At 42.7% G+C, this 17,839-nt stretch carries 13 protein-coding genes; 2 read left to right on the forward strand and 11 right to left on the reverse strand.

Annotated elements, in window-relative coordinates; genetic code table 11:
• A partial coding sequence (locus tag WCM76_11200) for a LamG-like jellyroll fold domain-containing protein (protein MEI6766201.1) occupies positions 1-2,634 on the forward strand: 2,634 nt, incomplete at its 5' end.
• A gap of 74 nt (positions 2,635-2,708) precedes the next feature.
• On the opposite strand, the gene groL is transcribed toward WCM76_11200, so the two are convergent.
• From groL to WCM76_11250, 10 genes are all read right to left on the reverse strand, one after another.
• Positions 2,709-4,349 carry a chaperonin GroEL gene (gene groL / locus WCM76_11205; GenBank protein MEI6766202.1) on the reverse strand — a complete coding sequence of 547 codons (1,641 nt, stop codon included), beginning with the start codon at positions 4,347-4,349 and terminating at the stop codon, positions 2,709-2,711.
• Between the two features lie 57 nt (positions 4,350-4,406).
• A complete protein-coding gene (locus tag WCM76_11210; protein MEI6766203.1) occupies positions 4,407-4,685 on the reverse strand; it encodes a co-chaperone GroES in 279 nt (92 codons plus the stop codon).
• 176 nt (positions 4,686-4,861) lie between these two features.
• Positions 4,862-5,185, reverse strand: coding sequence for a preprotein translocase subunit SecG (secG, locus tag WCM76_11215; GenBank protein MEI6766204.1), 324 nt, complete (start codon positions 5,183-5,185; stop codon positions 4,862-4,864).
• An 11-nt stretch (positions 5,186-5,196) separates the two neighbouring features.
• The gene (locus WCM76_11220) at positions 5,197-5,976 is read right to left on the reverse strand and encodes a hypothetical protein (protein MEI6766205.1); all 780 of its coding nucleotides are present in this window, start codon (positions 5,974-5,976) and stop codon (positions 5,197-5,199) included.
• Positions 5,977-5,985: 9 nt separating this feature from the next.
• The gene (locus WCM76_11225) at positions 5,986-6,495 is read right to left on the reverse strand and encodes an LptE family protein (protein ID MEI6766206.1); all 510 of its coding nucleotides are present in this window, start codon (positions 6,493-6,495) and stop codon (positions 5,986-5,988) included.
• 65 nt (positions 6,496-6,560) lie between these two features.
• Positions 6,561-8,000, reverse strand: a complete 1,440-nt coding sequence (locus tag WCM76_11230; protein MEI6766207.1) for a DUF5723 family protein — start codon at positions 7,998-8,000, stop codon at positions 6,561-6,563.
• 25 nt (positions 8,001-8,025) lie between these two features.
• Positions 8,026-9,660 (reverse strand): hypothetical protein, encoded by a 1,635-nt coding sequence (locus WCM76_11235; GenBank protein ID MEI6766208.1) that lies wholly within the window; start codon positions 9,658-9,660, stop codon positions 8,026-8,028.
• Between the two features lie 138 nt (positions 9,661-9,798).
• Positions 9,799-12,543 carry a DUF3352 domain-containing protein gene (locus WCM76_11240; GenBank protein MEI6766209.1) on the reverse strand — a complete coding sequence of 915 codons (2,745 nt, stop codon included), beginning with the start codon at positions 12,541-12,543 and terminating at the stop codon, positions 9,799-9,801.
• Between the two features lie 93 nt (positions 12,544-12,636).
• Entirely contained in the window at positions 12,637-13,026 is a 390-nt protein-coding gene (locus WCM76_11245; GenBank protein ID MEI6766210.1) for a hypothetical protein, read from the reverse strand.
• Positions 13,027-13,085: 59 nt separating this feature from the next.
• Positions 13,086-13,682: a ribonuclease HII gene (locus WCM76_11250; protein ID MEI6766211.1), complete on the reverse strand. Its 597-nt coding sequence runs from the start codon at positions 13,680-13,682 to the stop codon at positions 13,086-13,088.
• A 74-nt stretch (positions 13,683-13,756) separates the two neighbouring features.
• Here WCM76_11250 and WCM76_11255 point away from each other — a divergent pair, with 74 nt between their 5' ends.
• The gene (locus WCM76_11255; GenBank protein ID MEI6766212.1) at positions 13,757-14,122 is read left to right on the forward strand and encodes a co-chaperone GroES family protein; all 366 of its coding nucleotides are present in this window, start codon (positions 13,757-13,759) and stop codon (positions 14,120-14,122) included.
• 286 nt (positions 14,123-14,408) lie between these two features.
• Here the strand turns inward: WCM76_11255 and WCM76_11260 are convergent, their stop codons facing one another.
• The gene (locus tag WCM76_11260) at positions 14,409-17,801 is read right to left on the reverse strand and encodes an efflux RND transporter permease subunit (GenBank protein ID MEI6766213.1); all 3,393 of its coding nucleotides are present in this window, start codon (positions 17,799-17,801) and stop codon (positions 14,409-14,411) included.
• Positions 17,802-17,839 lie beyond the last annotated feature (38 nt).

Genomic DNA, 17,839 nt, shown 5'->3' on the forward strand with positions numbered 1-17,839 from the left:
AGAAGCCGGGCTTATGCTTCGGCTTCTTTCAAACTTTTACCGGACAACAGTGTTTCGCTTTATGTTAATGGGAATTTTCAAGGAAATTTCATCCCAAACAGCCAACCAATTCTAAGCACCGATGGATTAAGAATAGGGAGACCAACACATACAGGGGGGCAGTTTTTCAAAGGTAGTATTGATGAATTCCGTTTTTGGAACGTTGCAATTTATCCTGCAAATCATGCCGCCTGGATGAATAAAGAGCTGACGAGCGCACACCCTGAGTATGCAAATCTCATTGCCTATTTTAAATTCAATAATGGTGCGCTGCTGACCGATTCAAAAGGCAATCACATTGCGACAAATTACGGTTGTATGACTGTTAACGAATCGTTTCCGGCATGCTCATATTTATGGTCAGGGCCAAACGGTTTTACATCTTCCTCACAAAATTTTACCATTCCCGGTTTTACATCAAATAAAGCAGGGATGTATTTTGTCAACTATACCACCAGTGATGGATGCCGGAGTCAGGCTACCTATAGAGATATTGCGCTGGCGCCCGCCCCTCCGGCACCTGCTATTACAAGCAACAGCCCGGTATGTCAGGGCAGTACGCTGAATTTGCAGGCAATAACGCGAAACAGTGAATGTATTGCTCTAAATGGTGCATCGCAGTATGTTTCAATTGCAAATGCCACAAACCTGCAAACCCCCGGCGATTTCACATACGAAATGTGGGTAAATCCAGTAAGTTTTTCAGGGTATAATACCTACTTTGAAAATGGCAATTTAGCCAATAATAACGGGCTATTGCTGAGACAGGATTCGCCAACCACCATAGGGCTGTACATTAGCACTGGAAGCCAATCCGGTTATACGACCAGCACACTTAGCTATGCTCCACCAACAGGCAGTTGGACCCATTTAGCGCTTGTGCGGTCCGGTGGCACTCTTTCGCTTTATGCTAATAGTACATCAGTGGGCAATTTTACCTCAAATACCATACAAAATCTCAGCACTGATGGATTACGAATAGGGCGTTCCGCACATACCACGGGACAGTATTTTAAGGGTAGTATCGATGAATTCCGCTTCTGGAAGGTTGCTGTTATTCAGTCGAATCTGGCATCCTGGATGAATAAAGAAGTCGATCCTTCGCACCCCAATTATACGAACCTGGTGGCTTACTACAAATTCAATAAAGGACAGGAAATGGTCGATTCAAAAGGGGCGCATGTTGCCACTAATTATAGTTGCAGCTTTGCCACAGGAATAGTACCCCTTGGTTCAACATATAATTGGAAAGGTCCTAACAATTTCGTGAGCAGTTTCCAAAATCCTGTTATCTCCTTCATTCCGACCGCAAATGCGGGGGTATACTCGGTAACTGCAACGGGGATGGATGGTTGTATAAGTGCCACCGGATCCGTAACCGTAACTATTAACTCCGGTCCCGCACCTATAATTACCGGTAACAGCCCTGTTACGGCCGGCAGTACATTAAATCTGTCTTCATCATCCGTGCTTGTGCCCGGAAATGGTTCTGTCGGACTAAACGGAACAAACCAGTACATTCAGGTTGGGAACGCGACAGATTTGAGAATGCCCGGCGACTTTACTTATGAAATGTGGGTATATCCAACCAGTTATGACATCTGGCGTACCTACTTTGATAACGGAAATTATGCAACATTGAATGATATTTTGCTGCGACAGGATATCGGTATGATTACCTTATGCATTAACGGTGGACCAAAGATTCAACTAAATTACGCTCCGCCGCAAAATCAATGGACACACCTGGCGCTGGTTCGCAGTGGCGGAATCTTTTCCCTGTATGCAAATGCAATAAAAGTGGGCGATTTCCCAACATTTTGCAATAGCCCACTTTCTCCTGTGGCTGGATTGTACATTGGACGGGCAAATGGATTAGCACAGTATTTCAAAGGAAACATTGATGAATTCCGTTTCTGGAAAGTTGCTGTTCCTCAGGCAACCCTTGCGGCATGGTTAAATCAGGAAGTAACTGCAAGTCATCCCAACTATTCAAGTCTGGTGGCATACTATAAATTTAACACCGGACAACTACTGACAGATTCCAAGGGTACTCATACGACAAGCGCGCCCGGTTCCTATACGGCAAATTCTACTGCCGTAGGTTATTCATGGTTATCACCGTCAAGCACTTTGTATAATACTCAAAATGTGTCTATACCCGGTTTCAGCACCTACTATTCAGGTAATTGGAATCTGAAAACCACAGCACCTACGGGTTGTTATTCATCCGGCTCAATAATGATTATGCTGGCAAAAACGGTGCATGCGCCCGCTGCAGATACCATTGTAAATTCGATAACGGAGCTTGTTGACCCTGATGGATTCTATCTTGGTGATTGCATTCCAAATCCGGTAACAAGTAATGCTGACATCAGTTACTATATTCCTTATGATGGGAAGGTTGTGATGAAACTTTACAATGTTCAGGGCAGTTGCGTTGCAACATTCGTTGATGAAAACAGACCGAAAGGCAGATACACGGTTACAGTAAACAAAGGCAATTTTGCCGAAGGTATCTATTATTACAAACTCGAAGTGTTCTCTGAACAGGGAAATCTTTCTGCAGCAAAGAAGCTGATTATGCTCAAATAGCAATTATTTAAACTGAAAAAAAAGAGGCTGCCGCAAATTCCGCGACAGCCTCTTTTGTATGTCAGAAACGGATTTTACATCATTCCGCCCATGCCACCCATGCCACCCATGCCCGGAGGCATTGCAGGTGCACCTTCTTCTTTAATCTCGGCAAGTACACACTCGGTGGTGAGCATCATGCTGGAGATAGAAGCAGCGTTCTCAAGTGCAACGCGGGTTACCTTGGTAGGATCAATAACACCTGATTTGTAAAGGTTCTCATATTTTTCAGTGTGTGCATTGAAACCAAAGTCATCTTTGCCTTCTTTAACTTTCTGAACAATTACGGAGCCTTCCATACCGGCGTTGGCTACAATCTGCCTCAGCGGCTCTTCGAGCGCCCTGCGGATAATACCTACACCAATTTCTTCATCTTCGTTATCACCTTTAATTTTATCGAGCGATGCGATTGCCCTGATATAAGCTACGCCACCACCCGGAACAATACCTTCTTCAACAGCTGCGCGGGTTGCGTGCAGTGCATCGTCAAAGCGGTCTTTCTTCTCTTTCATCTCAACTTCGCTGGCTGCGCCTACCTGAATAACAGCAACACCGCCTGATAATTTAGCAAGGCGTTCCTGAAGTTTTTCACGGTCATAGTCAGATGTGGTGCTTTCCATCTGTGCTTTAATCTGGGTAACGCGCGATTTGATTAATTCTTTGTCACCTTTACCGCTGACAATGGTTGTGTTGTCTTTGTCGATTACCATTTTATCAGCCTGTCCGAGATAACTCAGGTCAGCGTCTTCCAGTTTGTAACCGGTTTCTTCCGATATCATGATACCGCCTGTAAGCACTGCGATGTCTTCGAGCATGGCTTTACGCCTGTCGCCGAAACCGGGAGCTTTCACAGCAGCAATACGCAGCGAGCCGCGCAGTTTGTTTACAACTAAAGTAGCCAGTGCTTCGCCTTCAACGTCTTCGCAGATAATAACCAGCGGGCGGCTTGTCTGAACAACTTTCTCGAGAATGGGAAGGAAATCCTTCATCACGCTGATTTTCTTATCATAGATAAGGATATACGGCGATTCGAATACGGTTTCCATTTTCTCGGGGTCGGTAATGAAATAAGGGGAGATATAACCACGGTCGAATTGCATGCCTTCAACAACCTTTACAATGGTCTCGGTGCCTTTGGCTTCTTCAATGGTGATAACGCCTTCTTTTTTAACTTTAGCCATGGCTTCGGCTATAAGTTTGCCGATGCTTTTATCGTTATTGGCAGAAATGGTTGCAACCTGCTCTATCTGCTCGTTGCTGTCGCCAATAGTTTTTGATTGTTTCTTCAGGTTGGCAACAACAGCTTCAACAGCTTTGTCAATGCCTCTTTTCACGTCCATTGGGTTTGCTCCGGCAGCAACATTTTTGAGACCGGTTACATAAATAGACTGTGCAAGCACGGTAGCAGTGGTTGTTCCGTCACCGGCCACGTCGGCAGTTTTTGAAGCAACTTCCTTTACCAGCTGAGCGCCCATGTTTTCGATGGGATCTTTCAGTTCAATTTCTTTGGCAACGGTAACACCGTCTTTGGTAATCTGGGGTGCGCCGTATTTTTTATCAATAATTACATTGCGGCCTTTAGGACCAAGCGTAACTTTTACTGCATTTGATAACGCATCAACACCTCTTCTCAGGCCATCGCGTGCGTTTGTATCGAAAATGATATCTTTTGCCATAACTTAATGTATTTTATAGATTTATGATTCTTTTAATGTAAGGTATTAATTGGAAGTTCAGACAACCATGTAAATGTCTTCCTCACGCATAATCAGATAGGCTTTACCGTCGATGGTAATTTCTGTTCCTGAATATTTTCCGTAAAGAACGTTATCGCCCACTTTCAGTGTCATGGGTTCGTCTTTTTTACCATTGCCAACGGCCACTACAGTGCCTTTTTGTGGTTTTTCTTTTGCTGTATCGGGGATAATGATACCGCCGGCGGTTTTCATTTCTGCCTGTGCAGGTTCAACCAATACTCTGTCTTTTAATGGTTTACCTAACTCTTTTGCCATATTCTTTAGATTTTTAAATGGTGAAACAATTGTGTGAGTACGCCGCTGTTGTCACAATTTGTGCCAAAGCCCGGATTGTGGTTTTTACAGACAAAATTTCAGCGGTGAGCTATAAATAAAAAAAAGGTGTCAGACGTTTATGACATTCTGACACCTTTTATAATGTATATAAAAGCTTATTTTTTCTGCTGAGGAGCCGGTGCGTAATTTACAGGCTGCTGATTCTTTACCTGCTCACGAAGTTCAGTATCGTTTACTTTGCCGTCGGCATTGCGTGGGATTACAAAAATGGATGCCATACTCAGTACTAGTAACAGAATTGCCAGTGTCCAGGTTGTTTTTTCCAGAAAATCGGCGGTTTTACGTACGCCCATATACTGGTTGGAACCGGAGAAATTAGAGGCCAGTCCGCCGCCTTTTGAATTCTGAACTAAAACGACCAAAATGAGGAGCAGACAGACGATGAATACCAGTACCGCTACGATGAAAAAAGTTGCCATTTCTTATAAGTTTATTGTTGAATCGAATCTTTCAATTTATCAATTTGGGCTGCAAAGTAACTGCTTTTTTCCGGAAAAATCAAACTTAATTGATTATAAATTTTGATAGCATGTGCAGTTTTACCCTGTTGCGCATAAATTTTGGCAAGGGTTTCAGATACAATATCATTATTCTCCGAGTCACTCTGTTGCGCAATATTTGCAGGATTAAAGAAGTCTTTTTTTGCCTGAGAAATTCGCGGTTCTTCTTTAATGAATTTATCAATCAGGAAGGTCTTGTCTTTAACCGTTTCTTTTACTTCGGTATTTTCTTCGGCCGGTATCTCTTCCGCTTGCAGTGTGTCTGCCGTTATGGTGGGCTCAGCCTGTATTTCTTCCCGCTGAGGCAGTGGTTCTTCTGAAGCCGCAATTATTTCAACACTCGGTAGTTCCTTGGTTTCAGTAAATACTGTGGGCTCAGTTATTTCTTCCGCAAGGAGCGGCTTTTCAATTTTTTCTTCCGTTACTGCTGCCGGCTTTGCAACAATTTCAACAACAGCGATATTTTCCGAAAGTTCGGGAGTGTTGTTGATAAGCCAGTAAAGTACCGAGCGGTCTGTTACGCGCGCTGCAGTGGCTTTAAGCTGCCGGTGAAAGTAGATGCTTTCGTGGCTGTTCAGACAGCGTGCCAGCATCAGATGCGCCGACTGAAAATACGGAAATTCTTTTACCAGATCTTCAAACACTGCCGGATCCGATGTATCTATCAGAGACGGCTGTTGCATTAAGTGTATAAAATCTGATTTGTTCATCGGCTGCGCTTACCAGTTTACTACTGTTTTATTAAAAATATCATCCACCAGGTATTCAATTATTTGTTTCACGATAGTTTCTTCTACCGATGCCAGCGACTGGCTGCTAGGGTAATCCTGATAACGCGAAAAACTGGTCTCAAAATTCTGAGTATCGTTGAATTTATTCGTGAACCGTACATTGATGGTCATGGTAAGCCTGTTCATGGCGGCTGTTTCGTTGCCCTGTATGGCAATCGGGCTGGTGGCATAGCCTGTAATTTCGCCCGCAAGGTCAAGATCGCCGCCATTGGTAACCTGGTTAAGGCTGGTCTGCGCATTGAACCGTTCTTTCAGCGCTTCGGTAAATTGCTGGCTCAGGTTTGATTTGATAAGCGGTGCGATATTCTTGAAAAAATGTATGGACACCGTTTTAACTTCCGGAGGAATCGATGCTCCGGTAAATGAATAATTCACCTTGCACGATGATAATCCCGCAAGTACGATGAAGATAAACAGTATGCGCAACATTTTTTTCATTACCGCAAAGTTAAAAAAAATCCCCTGTTTACAGGGGATAAAGAAAAATGAATGTCACTGAAACACTATTCCTGTTTAAGTAATGGGAAGAATGACTTGTAATGGAAGATCAAGTTTGCTCCGAAATGAATGTTAAATGTTTTTGATTTGTACGGAATAATTCCCGCAAGAGCGTTATCTGTCGCCAGGAAGAATTGCAGCGGTCCCAGTGTTGCCTGTGCACCAAATCCAACATTCAGCCAACTGCGGTTCATGTATGAATAGCTGAGGGTAACACCGAAACGTTTGCTGAAGTTACGTGTTGCGGCCACCATAACGGCCGGATGCAGTGCGTGCTGATAAATCTCGCCACGGGCAACAAGGCTGATTTTATCTTTGTGCGTGAGGTTCACAAAACCGCTCAGATAAACAGAGGGTGTAAGTGGTCCCCAATAGGCATTTGCTCCTTCAACCAAATCAAACTGATTGCCGATTGAATCGACCAGCTTCTGGACGGTACTTACTTTAGATGCCGAATCTTTTTTGCCGCCAAATTCGGTTATATCTAAACCTTCAAAGGTGAATTTGCCGCCGCTATTTACATAATTGTGTACGCCTTTTTTCCAGTGAATGTAACCCAAATCCGTTACACTGGCTGCAACTTGAAACATGTTGTTGATTTTATAGGAAATGCCGAAATCAAGTGCGCCACCCAGATTATTCATATTGGTGATGTAAGCAGCCGGGTCAAAATTCGTGTTGTTGTTTGTTTTACCGGAGGTATCGGCTTTGTTCTTAATCCCGTTATAAAGAGCATCGGGTCCGCAGGTATTAATTTTGATGGCGGCTGCTCCGGTTAAGTAGTAGTAGTCTTTGTCAACCGCAAGTGTCATGTCACTTTGTTTAATCCAAACGTTTGACATGCCAAACAGCAATTTGAATCTACCGCCCAGTGTAATACGGTCATCTATCTGATTTGAATAGCCCAGGGCAAGTTCGCGGTAATGCTGGAAATTGATACCAAATCCCGAGAAATCGGCCGTGCCGCCAATGTACTGGCTGTTTCCATATAATCCAATAAGCACAAGGTCTTTTGGATAACAAAAACGCATCATCTCCCGTTCGGTAAGCGACAGACTTAAATATTGTGTGCGCTTTATGCGGAATCCGAACGACAGTAATTCCATGTTCATCCGCTGGGTAAAATCATTCTTCTTATGCAGGTGTTTTGCCACATCATCCGGATCGAGCTTAAGTGAATCATTTGTTTGCAGCTTTAAAATATTGTTCCAGTTGAATCCATTGTTTGATGTTTCAAAAAACAATGAAGGCATTACGGGCAACATAATAGGCAGGCAGCCAATATTCACTTTGCAATCGGGAATCAGCGCAGGGTTTGTATAATATGATTGCGGAATACTCTGCATCGGATACAGCGTCAAATCCTGCTGTGCCGAAACACTCCTCGAAAATCCGAATATAAGCAAGGCAATGGCAACAATCCGTGTGTTTAAATATTTAGTCATCGTGTCTTAATTTTAAAATAAAACTTTAGAAAGGAATACTGAATTTGGCTCTTGCGGCAAGTTTCACATCAAGTGTATATTCAGAATAAAACTTGGTGAGTTCCGACCCATTATTTACCGTGTTGCATACTGCCCGGATTAGAATTTTCTCGGTAGGGTTGAGGTTATTCAGGCGGGGCTGGCTAATGGTTGTTTCAGTATAGGTGTGTATTTTATCATAGACCCTGTAATCGGGAGCTGACCCTACATGGGCGGCACTTATCACTTGCTGTGCCGGTATCAGCAATGAATCAAGAAAAACATTGCTTGCCGAAAGGAAATATATCTGCATCACAGCATCTACCGGGAATCCGTTATCGGCGTTTATGCGGAAGGTCATCCAGTCCACATTTTTCATATCCTGTCCAAATTTGAAGGAAATAGTATCTTGAAGTATAAAATTCAAGGCTTTCCCGTATAACGGAATATCAACCTGGACATTTACGCTGAACCGACTGGTATCAAGCAGGAAGTTGCTGCTTGTACCGCCTGCAGGATTAGATAGCGCAGACACATCTGACAGGAACCATTCGGGAGCCATATAAATGGCATTGTACACATTGGTATTGTTCCGGTCGAAATCGGCTTGTGTTGTGGCATACTGACCTATCTGGCCAATGGTGGGGGCGGCAACAGACCATGGAACGGGAGTTCCGGTGATGGCAATATTGTATGGCGCGTTTGCGTAAGAAAGTGCCCTGAAATTCGTAACATTTACATCAACGGGCATGCCGCATGAGTTGTTTGCTATAAAATGCATTTTGGGGTTTTGAAAATCAACCGAGCCATGCAGTACATTCTGAAACAGGCGGATTTTCACCGAGTCGTTTTCGAGATTGAAAACATGCTGTTTGAAATCGCCGTAAATAGAAGAGTAGCGGAGGTTTGTAAATGTTTCGCCCATGGGTATTATAAGCGGTGCCGTGATGGTTTGCCCTGAAGCCGTAACCGTCGCGGTATAGGTTATTTTAAGCATATTGTTGTTCAGCCCGGTGTTGTCAAAGACCAGCCTGTAACCACTTAAATCAATAGATTCGTTGAGGTCAATGGCGTAAATTTTATTGAATGTGTAATTCAGCGGAACACCGTTCTTGGTGGCACCCGGAATCGATACGGTTATACTTGCATTCTGATTGAATGCAAAGCCCGGAATATTAAAATTGAGTGCGCCTGATTTAATATAGGCTTCGGTGATTTTTTCACCATTGGGCATCACAAATTCATAATTATTGTCGAAGGCCGGAGCGTTATATGGCAACCCGCCGGGGAGAACAATTGAATAATTGGTTGATACATTCTGATTGGGAATTACCAGCCATTGTTCGGCTGATTGCGAATATACTTTATCCTCATAAATAAGATATAAGAAACCGCTTCCATCTTCGGCATGGAGGTTGTGAAAATCATAATCGTTCAGGATGTCGTCCATGCCCAGTTTCGAGTTGATAAGCGGAGCACACACGTCGGGCGACCATTCTCCTTCTTTACTCACTTTATTCAGGTTAAACCTGTCTTTGTAGCATGATGTAAGAATGAATGCAGACGAGAAAAACAATAATGCCGCGGCCATAAATCTGACTGCGGGAATTTTAGATCGTAGGCGTAAAATCAGTGTTTTCATATATAATTCATTTATTGTAATATGCTTGTTTTATCAAAATGAAGATGAGCAAAGATATACAAACTTTTATGCATTTGCAAATAGACCTACCGAACATTCAGCAAGAGACTTGAAGTTGATAAATGTCATGTCCTCTTTTTACAAATCTATGTTATAATATCGAATGTATTTTCCGCTTACGGCAATTATTGAAGGCCGCTCTCCTTTATAGAAAACGTCTGCCACCGGCTCCATGGTTGAGGTGTATTTTTGCAGAACATCATACAGGCCGTTATTGCTGAAAAGTATAAGGTGATCGTTTTCATGTGAAACTGCCGCCAAAAGGTATGAATTCCCGAATTGTACATACCGGGGCTGCAGCGGCATTATATCCCCGGTAAAGGCGTATTGATAGATTGGTTTTTTGTCGCGGTTATACACAAATATGGTATTTCTGTCGAAGAAAATGAAATCATTTTCACCGTCAAGGTCAAAATCTTCGAACAGAAAATAATGTTCGGGTCCGAATGTGCCAACCGTTGTAAATACAACATTTCCGTTTGCAGCAATGGTCGCTATTCTGCCTGTCTCATCGGTTGTAATAAATCCCGAGGCGTTTGCATCGTCAGTATAAACCATAGAATTATTGGCTTTTTTAAACGATTGTTTCAATTTGAGGTTAGCTTTCCCGGTTTTATCCGTGAAATACAAACTGCCTGATTTATCCCAAAACACGATATAATCTTTGCTGCCGCTCTTTAAGGATACAGGTTGTGCCGAAACACTGTTCTTCAGATTTGTTGCAGTCCACTGTTTATTGATACTGCCCGAAGCGTTGATGCAGTTCATCTTTTTATTGGTTCCCGGGTACAGAATGAGATATTGTTTTTTATTCCCGGGATCAAGAACGGTGATTGGTCCTGTTGCTTTTACCGGCATGTTCACCGGATACTTATCCGCAACATTTCCGTTCATGTCAAGCAGCCAGAGGCGGTCGGCAGTGCAGAATGCAATACCGGATTCGTGATTTTTTTTAGAATCCACCGTCCAGACATCGCCGACAGGCTTTGCTTTCAGCTGTTTTTTCCAAACGGTTTTGCCCTCAGTATTGAGCATGTAAATATTTCCGATAATGTCAAAAGCAATAATTTTTTTGCTGCTGTCGCTTACATCAGTTATTATGTGAGGCTTCCCGTATAGGTTTGTGTCGAGGGCTGCTTCCCAAACCGCCGGATTTTCGTCATCATACAGTGGGTTGAATTTCAGATACATGCTGGCGTAATACATGCCCGTTTTTTCTGTAGATACCTGTATGTTTACCGCTTCAAAATTCCTGTAAATAAAAACGTTTTTATTCATGCTTCCTGCAAGTGCATTGCCGGCGAAAGATTTCAGAATGTTGAATGATTTTCGGATATTAACATAAAGCGAGATGTTGGATTTTTCATTGAGTTTTTCTGCAAATAGGCGGTAGTTCTCGTTCTCGGCAAGAGTCTTGCCCGACTGCACCGAACTTATAAAATTTCTGAGTTCCTGCTGCGAATTTCCAAACACGATATTTTCATTTATCCGGGAATAATAGCAGTTTTGGATATTTGAAAATATCTTGCCGAACAACTGCGGGATTAGCCCCGGCGCATCTATAAAACCGATAGAAAGGTCATTTTGAGTTATCGGATTTTGAATTCCGTTATTGGCTGAAATTTCCGAAAGCAGCTTCATGGCCTTATCGGCATTGAGAGAATGCATCACGGCAAATGTGTGTCCGCTGATGTTGCTGCCTCCCGGAACCGTTATTACCAGTGCTATTTCATCGGTAATCCAGTCAAGTAAATTTTCGTGGATATTGAGGTTGCATTTTTTTTCAACCGCATCAATTACTGATTGGGATGTGTTACCGCCTGTCTGCGAACAATAATCCTCATAGAAGGTTGAAAAATCATCGAAATGAAAATTCAGCACCACTCCGCTGTTGAAAGGAATACTTTTTATAAGGGTTGATTTTCCGGGCGTTTGCCGCGAAAATGCTTCCAGAAAATTCCGGTTCTTTTTATTGGTTTCAATGTAACCGTTCAGCATCAATTCACCGGCTTTTGTTTTAAGATCAAATTCCGAAAGTGCACCCAGCCGGCTTGTGAAATCCAGCAGTGATGCAATCGAGTCGGCTCTGAAAGGCTTAAGCAGCAACGGAAGTGATTCAGTATTTAAAAATATTGTGGCTTCGCAATTTTTTCCTGCCGCGTTTCCCAGCTTGATGAATGAGGGCGTTTTCATTGCCGAAGTGCCGTTATCAAGCGTAGTAAGCGCATCGCTGATTAGCGGGCGGTTGTAGCTTCCGATAAATATTCCTTGCGATACGGAATAATAGAAAACGTCTGCAATGCCGGGCTTACTCACGGAAATTATGTCGTGTTTGCCTTCCGCAACGCTTGCAATCAAGGCATCATCGCCGGCCATGCTTTTTACAAAGTCATCAACACGACGCTCGTCATGGGCACTTGAAAGATTCATCAGAAACAGATGTCCGAGCTCATTTTTTTTTAAAATAGGATAGGCGGCAATTATCAGGTCGCGTCCTTCAATTTTATTCTCCAGATTTTTATCGGCACGAATGGCTGAATCCAGATTTCTTATCGTATTGTTTAATTCTGCAAAGTATGAAATACCGGCAAGTTCTTTCCAGATACGGCTGGTTTTAGAAAAAGTATCCCAGAATTTGTATGCCTTTTTTATCTCAATTACATAAGCGGGATTTGCAGGCAATGCCTCTGTTGCCGGTATTACCGGGTCTTTGAGCCTGCGCACATACCAAATGCCACCCCATAGCAGTGCAATGATAACAAGGATGAGAATTGCAGAAAAAGTAATGCGGAGAGGAGATAATTTTCCTTTGAAAAATGCCATATCACGGACTTTTTTCAAAAGTAGGATGAATGAAGTGAAATAAAAATGTGAACCGTGGAATTAAATTAACATACAAATGTTAATGCCGAAAATTTATTTTGAGCTTCCTTTCAGACGTGTGAGTTCGGCAAGGATAGCGCTGTGCATTTTTGCATCCTTTGCATAAAGGGGTTCCTGCCGTTCAAGCTGCTTGATGTATTCTGCCACGTATTTGTCGTGTTCTGTTTTTACCCGGTCCAGTGCATCGCCACTGCTGCCGTTCATGCGTGCATTTAGTTTTGTAATCTCGTCGAACAGTTCCTTTAAGTAAGGGATGGCAAAAAGTGTTTTTTGGTCATCGGTATATTGATTGTTTCCTGACTGTGTCTGTTGTGGCGTGTTATTATTAAAACCTGATTTTTGCTGCTCTTGCTGTGCGCTGGCATTTGACGAATAGAATAGTGTCACTCCCAGAAAAACAACGATTGACAAAAGTGTTTTCATAATTTCGGATTTATTTTATTGTACGAAATTCCATTTACCAACAAAGATAATACAAAAAATCAAAAAGATATCTTCAATTGTTCGCTCATATTGAAGCTGCGTCGGTAGTAAGGACTAATTCCATGATTATATATCGCGGTACGGTGTTTGGCTGTAGGATAACCTTTATTTGTTTTCCAGTCATATTGTGGAAATTCTTCGTGAAGCTGTTCCATGCAATCGTCGCGGTGTGTTTTTGCCAGTACCGATGCTGCTGCAATGGACATATAAATTCCATCACCTTTGATGATGGTATGATGCGGAATTCCTTCGTATGCATGAAAGCGATTGCCGTCGATAAGTAATAATTCAGGTGTTATAGCGAGCAGGCTTACCGCCTTTTTCATGGCTTTTATGGACGCGTTCAATATGTTGATTTCGTCAATTTCGTCATGCTCTACGCGCGCAACGGCCCAGGCCAATGCGTTTTTTTCTATTTCAATACGGAGCGAATCCCGGTTTTTCTTGTTCAGCTGTTTCGAGTCGTTCAGCAGTGCGTTTTTATACCGGGGCGGAAGAATAACGGCTGCCGCAAACACAGGGCCTGCCAAACAGCCGCGTCCGGCTTCATCGCAGCCTGCTTCGATTTTACCGCGTGTATGGAATTTTTTCAGCATGGAATCGATTTGTACAAATATACAGTTTAAAAATAAATATCTTTGAACACTGATAAACAGAATGAGGTTGAGCAATGGATATTAAAGTTAAAGACATCAACAAGCTTATTGTGGTGGGCGACCGGTTACTGATTAAAAAGCGAAGCCAGTCAGACCGAACCAAAAGCGGATTATTGCTTCCGCCCGGTGTTGCCGAAAAGGAAGACATCCAAAGTGGTTATGTTGTGCTTGCCGGTCCCGGATATCCGATTCCGATGCCTCAAGAACCTGATGAAGAATGGAAGAAAGATTCTGAAAAGCAGCACTACCTGCCCTTACAGGCGAAGGTAGGCGATTTGGCTGTTTTTCTTCAGAAGCAAGCAGTAGAGATAGAATTCAACAAAGAAAAATTCTTTATTGTTCCCAATTCGGCATTATTGCTCCTTTATAGAGAAGATTAAAATACCAAAGGTGTTTATACGTAAGCAGGTGTTCGTTGCTTTACATACCGCAATAAACACCTGCTTTTCTGTTATTGTGCTAAAAAATCATTAATAATATAAGAAAAAATGCCTGTTCATGTCTTTCTTTATAGTAAAAATACCTATTTTTGTGTCAAGACGTTTTAATCGACATGTACAATCAAAAAACAGATAGGGGTCCAAAAGTCTTTGTTGCACTCCTTGTATTTATCAACGTAGTTATCCTGATATTCGTTGCAATAAAATTGCTCGAATTGTTCAAAATTTAAGCAGCCCTCAGGGCGCGTCGGTATGCCCTGTTTGAACGTCCGCGCTTCACTCTGATTTTGAATTTGTGTGCCATCAGGTACATTGCCGGTACAAACACCAGTGTCAGGAATGTAGCAAAGCTCAGCCCGAAAATAATTGTCCAGCTTAAATTGCCCCAGAACATAACGTTGTCGCCACCAAAATGAATTTGCGGATTCAGTTGAGTAAACATAGTAATGAAGTTAATGTTCATTCCCACGGCTAAAGGCACCAGACCAAGTATGGTTGCAGTTGCCGTCAGCACAACCGGTGTTATTCTGGTTCTGCCCGCCTGTACTATGGCTTTCTTGGTTTTCATTCCCTGTTCGCGCAGCACATCTGTGAATTCCACGATAAGAATTCCATTTCGGACAACAATGCCTCCAAGTGCAACAATGCCTAAACCGGTCATAATCACTGAAACCGACATTCCAAAAATGATAATGCCAAGCAACACGCCAATAACACTAAAAATCACCTCACTTAAAATAATGACAGACTTGCTGAGTGAGTTGAATTGTGTGATTAGGATAAAGAAGATTAACCCAAGCGCTATCATCATTGCTTTACTAAGGAACGACATGGCATCTGCCTGGTCTTCGCGCTCGCCGGTAAGTTTGATGTCAACAGTTTTAGGGTGCGGAAATGCTGCCGCTTCCGTTTTTATTTTATTTACGATATCATTGGCGGTATAGCCGGTAAGTACATCTGAAGAAATGGTGATTACCCGCTTGAAATTTTTCCTTTTAATACCACCGAAAGTATTCTTGTATTGAACACTTGCCACTGATGACAGCGGTATCTGCCGCAGCATTCCACTGTTCATGTCGCGATAGGTAATTTTCAGGTTTAGCAGCGTATTGATATTGCCTCGCTGTACTTCAGAATAGCGAAGCATGATAGGAAATTCGTCTTCAGCCTCTTTGTATTTGGAAATTTCTTTACCATATACCGCATTACGAATTTCCATCCCGATTTGTCCGGTTGAAATTCCTTCACGGTTGGCTCTGATGCGGTCAACATCAACAATGATTTCCGGTTTGTTGTTTAAGAAATCCGACTTGAGCTCTTCAACTCCCGGAATCTGTATTGAATCGAGATAACGTTTGAAAGAGCTTGCTGTATATACGATTTCTTCAAGGTTTTCACCGCTGATTTCAATATTCACCGGTGCGCCGGTTGGTGGTCCCATCCTGTTTTTAACAACAGTAACTTCTGCGCCGGGAATGTCTTTTACAGCTTCGCGTATTTTATCAAGGTAATCTGTCGTAGAGGCTCCGTTTCGGTATTTATATTCCACAAAATTTATCGTGACTTTACCTTTATTCGTGGCCGCAGAGCGATCAAACGCGCCGCCTTCGCCTGCACCGAGCGTTACATTGGTAACAACCGATTCAACAATCGGATTGTTTTTACCGAGTACGCTGTACACTTTTTGCTCTGCAATGCGGGTTATTGAATCAGTTACTTTCTGATCTGTTCCAACCGGAAGATTCAGCATTACATAAACATTGTTGGGCATATTGTTGGGGAAGAACACAACCGCCGGTTTTTTGATGCCGAACAGCACAATGGTGAAGAAGAATAATCCGACAACGAACATGAGGATTCGTTGCGGTCTCTTTCCGCGAAGTACATACCACAGGGTTCTTTCATACAGATTCATCATGCGCGGCCAAAGCTTTTCCTGAAAACCGGTAATCAACTTTTTAATTCCGAACTGGAATAACAGAATCAGCAAAAACATGCATACGAGGAAGTTTGCCATACCGAACCATCCCAGAATGTAACAGATAGCAGCACTGGAAAGCAGTGCAATGCCCATTCGAATCAACGAACGATAATTCACCTTTTTTACTTTAGTATCGTACTCATGCTTCATAAACGTTACAGCAAACACAGGGTTTATGATATAAGCCACCATGAGGGATGCAAACAGCGTTAGAATAAGCGTTACAGGCATAAAGTGCATAAACTTGCCTACAATTCCCGGCCAGAAAGCCAGCGGGAAAAAGGGCGCCAACGTAGTGAGTGTTCCTGAAAGTATTGGGAGAAAGACCTCGCCGGCGGCCATCTTGGCCGCTTTCACAATGTCCGGTTCCTTCTTGTGGATTCGGTGCGTATTTTCTATGACCACAATGGCGTCGTCAACAATAATGCCCAGGGCAAAGATGAAACCGAACATTACAATCATATTCATCGTGAACCCCATGCTGGGCATAATCATATAAGCAACAAACATGGATAATGGCACGGATAGCCCTACAAAAAAGGCATTCGTGAATCCCATAAAAAACATCAATACCACTATAACAAGCAAAAATCCGATGATGATAGTATTGTTGAGTTCTTCAAGGGTATTGCGGGTGTAGCGCGACATATCGCCTGAAATATTCACTTTAAGGTCGGGCGGGAAGGTGTTTTTTTGCAAATCAGCCATCTGCCCTTTGATTTTATCCGAGGCATCGATGAGGTTTTGCCCGCTTTTTTTGATGACATTCAACGTAATTACGTTTTGTCCGTCGAGGCGCGAAAAGCTTTCCTGCTCTTTGTATCCGTCACGAATAACGGCAACATCTTTTAGATAAACCAAGGCGCCGCTTCCTGATTTTACCACGATGTTGTTTAAAATATCCGGTGATTGAAACTGCCCGACAATTCTTATAGAGCGTTTCATGCCCGAGGTAGTAATATTACCTGCCGAAACAACAATGTTTTCTGAGGCAACAGCGCGTTCAATGTCCGATAAGGTAAGACTTGCCGCCTGCATTTTATACATGTCGACGTCAATCTGAATCTCGCGTTCAAGCGCACCCACAATGTCGACGCGCGTTATTTCTTTCAGACTTTCGATACGGTCCTGCACAACATCTGCATATTTCTTGAGGCGTTCCAGGTCGTAATTACCCGATATCTGGACGTACATAATCGGGATTTCCGAGAAGTCGACTTCCATTACATCCGGATCTTTGGGCAGGTTATTGGGCAGATCAACACGTGCTTTATCCAATGCGTCGCGTATTTTCTGCTTGGCATCACTTACGGGTACATCTGTTTCAAATTCGATTACGATACTCGAAAAGTCCTGGATGGAATTGCTCGTAACTTTTTTTACCCCGGAAATTGACTTTACTTGTTTCTCAATAGGTCGAGTAACCAGATTTTCCATATCCTCGGGCGAAGTACCGGGATAAACCGTATTCACAAGTATCGTAGGAATTACAAGTTCCGGGAATTGTTCTTTAGGAATTGTGATATAGCTCATAATTCCCAAAATGGTTATAAGAATTGCAACAACGTAAATACTGGTTTTGTTATCAATTGACCAGCTTGTTGCAAAAAACTCTTTATTCTTTATTTCTTTTTTCATTTCTATACGTAAAAATTCATGGTTACTATTGCCGTCAC

Source organism: Bacteroidota bacterium (assembly GCA_037133915.1).
Lineage (GTDB): Bacteria > Bacteroidota > Bacteroidia > Bacteroidales > CAIWKO01 > JBAXND01.